The 4951-nt window shown below is 40.9% G+C and carries 5 protein-coding genes; all 5 read right to left on the reverse strand.

The genetic code is table 11. The features are described from left to right. A partial coding sequence (locus tag Q0296_RS00165; protein WP_298035582.1) for a HemK/PrmC family methyltransferase occupies positions 1–525 on the reverse strand: 525 nt, incomplete at its 3' end. Then, positions 515–1717, reverse strand: a complete 1203-nt coding sequence (locus tag Q0296_RS00170; RefSeq protein WP_298035583.1) for a M48 family metallopeptidase — start codon at positions 1715–1717, stop codon at positions 515–517. The genes Q0296_RS00170 and Q0296_RS00165, both read right to left, overlap by 11 nt. 8 nt (positions 1718–1725) lie before the next feature. Beyond that, entirely contained in the window at positions 1726–2844 is a 1119-nt protein-coding gene (locus tag Q0296_RS00175; RefSeq protein WP_298035584.1) for a hypothetical protein, read from the reverse strand. 3 nt (positions 2845–2847) lie between these two features. Continuing rightward, positions 2848–4221, reverse strand: coding sequence for a sodium-dependent transporter (locus Q0296_RS00180; RefSeq protein ID WP_298035585.1), 1374 nt, complete (start codon positions 4219–4221; stop codon positions 2848–2850). 153 nt (positions 4222–4374) lie between these two features. Beyond that, a complete protein-coding gene (locus tag Q0296_RS00185; protein ID WP_298035586.1) occupies positions 4375–4815 on the reverse strand; it encodes a hypothetical protein in 441 nt (146 codons plus the stop codon). Positions 4816–4951: the final 136 nt, after the last annotated feature.

Below are 4951 nucleotides of genomic sequence, written 5' to 3' on the forward strand. Positions count from 1 at the left end.
GATATCACCTGAAATTTCATCGATGTATGAGCACTTTACAAACTCTATCTTCTCGCTTACATTAAATTTAAGCGCATTTTTTTTGGCTAAATTTAGCGCCTTTTCGTTTATATCGGTGGCTACTATTTTGGCGTTTGTTTTTAGAGCTAGCATGACGCTTATTATCCCGCTACCAGTGCCGATCTCAGCGATCTTTGGTGCTTTATAGCCGCTTGCTATCTCTAGCACTTTATCGACTAAAATTTCAGTCTCTGGTCGCGGTATCAAAACCCCACTTTCTACATCAAACTCCAGCCCATAAAAACCAGCCTTGCCGGTAATGTACTCAAGTGGCTCATAGTTTTCAAAGCGCTTTACAAGGGCAAAGTAGCCACTCTCATCAACTTCGCTCTTTTGGTTTAAAAATATCCACTCGATGCTCACATCAAGGTAGCTCATTAGCAAAATTTTAGCCACCCTGCTTGGGTTTTCACAAAGCGGCTTCAGACTTAAATTTGCCTGCTTTAAAGCCTCTTCAACTCTCATTTTCTAGCTCATTTATCCGCTCAAAAAGGCTTGGGTGCGAGTGATAGACAAATGAGTAAAGCCAGTGCGACTTTGGAAACGCTTTGTTTTCGCTGCCAAGCTTGGTTAGGGCGTTTATCATGTCGGTTTTGTTTGAAATTTCTTTTGAAAACTTGTCTGCGCCAAATTCATTTTTACGGCTAAAGTGCGAGATGATCGGCGAAAAAAGAAAGCTAAAAATAGGCGAGAAAAGCACCAAAAAGATGATGATGCTAGCGCCATTTTGCCCTAGTCCTATCGCCTTATAAGCGCTTTCGCCAACGTTTCCAAAGATGAAAAATAGACAAAATAGCATAACCGCACTTAGCGCAATCATTTTTAGGATATCTTTATGTTTAAAGTGCCCAAGCTCGTGACCCAAAACCGCCACTATCTCTTCGGTACTTAGCTTTTTTATGAGCGTATCAAAAAGCACCACTCGCTTTGTCGCTCCAAGCCCGCCAAAATAGGCATTTAAGCGGTTGTCGCGCTTGCTAGCGTCTATGGTAAAGACGCCGCTACTTTTAAAGCCACATTTTTTAAGTAAGCCCTCTATCTTGCCCTTTAGCTCGCCATCTTCAAGCGGCGACATCTTGTTAAATATAGGCGCGATGAGCGTTGGGTATATCAAATTTATGATTAAAGCGATGCCAAAACTTAGCAAAAACGCCCAAAACCACCAAAAATTGCCAAGGAAATTTATGCAAAGAAGCACGAGCCAGACGAAAGCCGAGCCAAAAACGAGCATTAGCGCTAGCGATTTTATAGTATCAACCAAAAATATCTTTGCGCTCATATTTGAAAAGCCTAGTTTTTTGTCCTTTACAAAGCTCTCGTAGATATTTAGCGGCAGATCAAGAAGCGACGAGATCAGCAAAAAGCTCATCACAAAGAGGATGTTTTCAGACGTGCTGCCCTCTTTTAGGCAAGCGTCTGAGAGCATTTTTAGCCCAAAGCTTATCCACGCAAAGAATATAACGGCGTGATAGATGAGGCTAAAAATTTCAAATTTTTGATTTGTCACGGCGGCGTCTGCAGCGTTTTTGTACTCGCTCGCCTCAAGCACAACAGGCTCTTTTTTAGCTTCAGCCCTTACAAAGCTGATCTGTAAATTCGCCAAAAAAAGCTTAAAAATCACATAAAAAATATAGATAAATAAAAGTGTATAAAACATATTCTCCCTTAAATTTCATAAAGACTAAAGCAGCCATAGTCCGTTCTAACTGCGAGCTTGCCATCTATAAATTTAGCCTCGCAGCTCTTTACGACATGAGCTAACGTAAATTCCGCCATCACATCGCCACTTTGCAGATTGATGGCGTATGCCCTACTTTGATCTATCACCACGAGCTTGCCAGCTGTGCTGTCTAGGCAAAACTCGCTCACTCTTAGATACTCATCCTTTATCCAAGGCTGCTTTGTCACCTTTGCGCTCTTGATATCAAGGCTTAATAGCTTGTTTTCAAGATATTGCCTAAGTAAAAGTGTCTCATCGTCCAAAAAGCAAATTTTATCTAGCACGCCAAATTCTGCTCTTAGCTCGCTTAAAATTTCGCCATTTTTTGCGTTTAAAATTTGCAGCTCATTTTCTTTGGTGCAAAGCGCAAGCATGCTAGCATCCGCACTAAGAGCCGCGCAAAGTATCGGCACGTGGCTTTTTGTACTGCATTTATACTCGCCAATCTTTGAAATTTCGCCATTTTTAAAGGCAAAAATTTGCCCAAACATGCCAAAAACTGCCACGCCGTTTGAAGCACAGATAAAGCTTGCTATCTCGCTATTTCGCTTGAGATTTTGCTCGGCTGAAATTTCACGAAATTTAGCTCCATTTGGCTCAAAAATGTAAATTTCATGATCAAGGTCTAAGAGTAAATTTTCACCTACGCACTGGGCGTCCCACGCAAGTGGCTTTGGCAAGGCGATCTGCTCTTTTATAGCGCCGCTTCGATCAAGCTTCACCAAAATATCGCTAGGCTTGCCGCCATCTTTTTGACCAGCACTTTTATAAACGTAAATTTCATCTTTTATGCTGGCAAACGAAAGCGCTCCAGTGTATCCACCGCCGATATAAACGTGCAGGCTCGCTTCACCTACTTTTGCCTCACTATCTTGCAGGACAAAGCCCTTTTTTAGGCTCTCCCACTCTTTTTTGATGCAGGCTTTTTTGGCATCTTGCTCGTTTGCAAATTCTTTTTTACTCTGCTTTGTTTTAGCGCCTTTTTGGCTCACGCTTACTAAAGCATTACCCTCTACGCTAAGTCTTAGGCGATCACCACTATCAAAATTTACAAGCTCACGCATATTTCACTTCAAAAAGTTGTCGTAAAAGCTACTGATAAATAGCACCAAAATGACAAAAGGCACGATAAATTTGATGTAGAAAAACCAAATATTTATAAGCTTTGCGTATTTTTCGCTGCCTTGCAAGATCTCTTTTTTCGCTTCATCTTTTAGCACCCAGCCGACAAATATCGCGCACCCAAGCGAGGTCAGCACGAAAAATATCGTCGCACTTATCGCGTCGTATGCGTCAAAGATATTTTTACCAAAAACTGTGACGTGGCTTAGTAAATTTGTAGCCATAAGTGATGGTAAATTACCTAGCACGAAAATAACGCTAAGCACTAAAAATATCGCTTTTTTGCGCTTTATCTTAAATTTCTCTTGCAGCGTAGTAATGATCACTTCATATATCGGTAGCGACGTCGTAAGCGCAGCTATCATAAGAAGCGCGAAAAACGCCACCGCGAAAAATCCGCCAAACGGCATGTGCGAAAAGACGATCGGAAGCGACTTAAAAACTAGGCTAGGCCCGCTATCTGGTGAGACGCCATAGCTAAAGAGCGAAGGGAATATCATAAAGCCAGCAAGCACGGCTATGACGGTGTTTAAGATGCCTGTGATGATAGAAATTTTAACTAGCCCTTCGTCCTTTTTAACAAAGCTTGAGAGCGTTATCATCACGCCAAATCCAAGCGAAAGCGCAAAGAAAACCTGCCCCAAAACCTCGACAAAAAGCTTTAAGCTTATCTTTGAAAAATCAGGTGTTAGATAAAATTTCACACCTTCCATCGCGCCATCAAGTGTGATGTTTTTAGCGATCATGACGAGCATTAGGATAAAAAGAAGCGGCATTAGATATTTTGCTGAGCGCTCGATGCCACCAACTGCACCTTGCACCAAGATAGCGTAATTAACCAGAACAAAAACAAGAGTCGCAAAGCTTATGGCAAGCGGATTGCTAACGATATTTTGCTCGTAAAATACGCTAGTTTGCTCAAAGCTAACGATGTGCGAGAGATCAAGCAAACCAAATGAAATTTGAGCGATATAGTTTAAAACCCAGCCTCCGATAACCATATAATAAGCCATGATGCCAAATGCGCCAACAAGCCCCATCCAGCCCACTATCTGCCACTTTTTGCTGATCTTTTTGCCACTTATCGTGCCGCCAAATGCATCAACGGCGTTGCACTTTAGTCGCCTGCCGATGGCGTTTTCAACCAAAATCATAGGAATGCCAATGACTATCATCGCTATGCAAAATACGAGAACATAGGCCCCGCCGCCGTTTTGACCGACCAAGTAAGGAAACCGCCATGTCGCGCCAAAGCCGACAGTAGCCCCTGCAACAGCTAAAATGTATGTAAGTCTTGAACTCCACGATTTTCTATCCATCTATCTACCTTTGTGAAAAATAGGGATTATATAAAAAAATTGATTAAATTTTGCTAGCGGCAGGCGATGTTTGCGTGTAAATTTGGCTTTTTTGCTAAATTTAAGGACTTTTATGTGCCGATTTTTTATCTTTGCAGGGTAAATTTAACTCTGTTAATACAAAACACCAAATTCTACATACCCCTCCATCGCAATAAGCAATATCCAACCCTCTTTAAGGCTGCAAAAATAGTGATGTTGCGCGATATTTTCAACAATAAATTTTAAAAAATCATAAAAGCATTCAGGCGCAAATCTAAGCTCTACGCTTGTTAGACCATCACCGACATAGCCTATCTCACTGCTTAAAATTTTACTTTGAACGCTTGGATATGAGCTTAGAAAATTTTTTATATCAGCGAAATTTTCATAATCAGCCGTTTTATAATCTTTTAAATTTTGCAAAAGCGGTTTTGAGCCGACAAAGGTAAAATTTCGCTCTATAAAATTTGCTACATCATCGCTTTTGTGCCATTTTTGACCCAAATTTGACAAAAAAGCAAGCATCTCATCATCAGTTGAGATGAAATTTGAAACTGGATTTTTCTCGCTCATTTGCCTCCTTTTTTAAAGTCGCTACACCTTTGTAAAAGAGGGATTATATAAAATTTTATTTAAGCTTTTGATGTGATATTGCAATTTTACGTATCAAAACCTGTGCGTAGCACAGCATGCGCTTTATCATCAGGCA

The organism is uncultured Campylobacter sp., assembly GCF_937890585.1.
In the GTDB taxonomy this organism is placed as follows: domain Bacteria; phylum Campylobacterota; class Campylobacteria; order Campylobacterales; family Campylobacteraceae; genus Campylobacter_A.

What these genes read in the sequence shown, in the direction of transcription:
- Q0296_RS00185 (WP_298035586.1), bottom strand. Translation starts at nt 4,815, where the DNA reads ATGAGCGAGAAAAATCCAGTTTCAAATTTCATCTCAACTGATGATGAG.
- Q0296_RS00170 (WP_298035583.1), bottom strand. Translation starts at nt 1,717, where the DNA reads ATGTTTTATACACTTTTATTTATCTATATTTTTTATGTGATTTTTAAG.
- Q0296_RS00180 (WP_298035585.1), bottom strand. Translation starts at nt 4,221, where the DNA reads ATGGATAGAAAATCGTGGAGTTCAAGACTTACATACATTTTAGCTGTT.
- Q0296_RS00175 (WP_298035584.1), bottom strand. Translation starts at nt 2,844, where the DNA reads ATGCGTGAGCTTGTAAATTTTGATAGTGGTGATCGCCTAAGACTTAGC.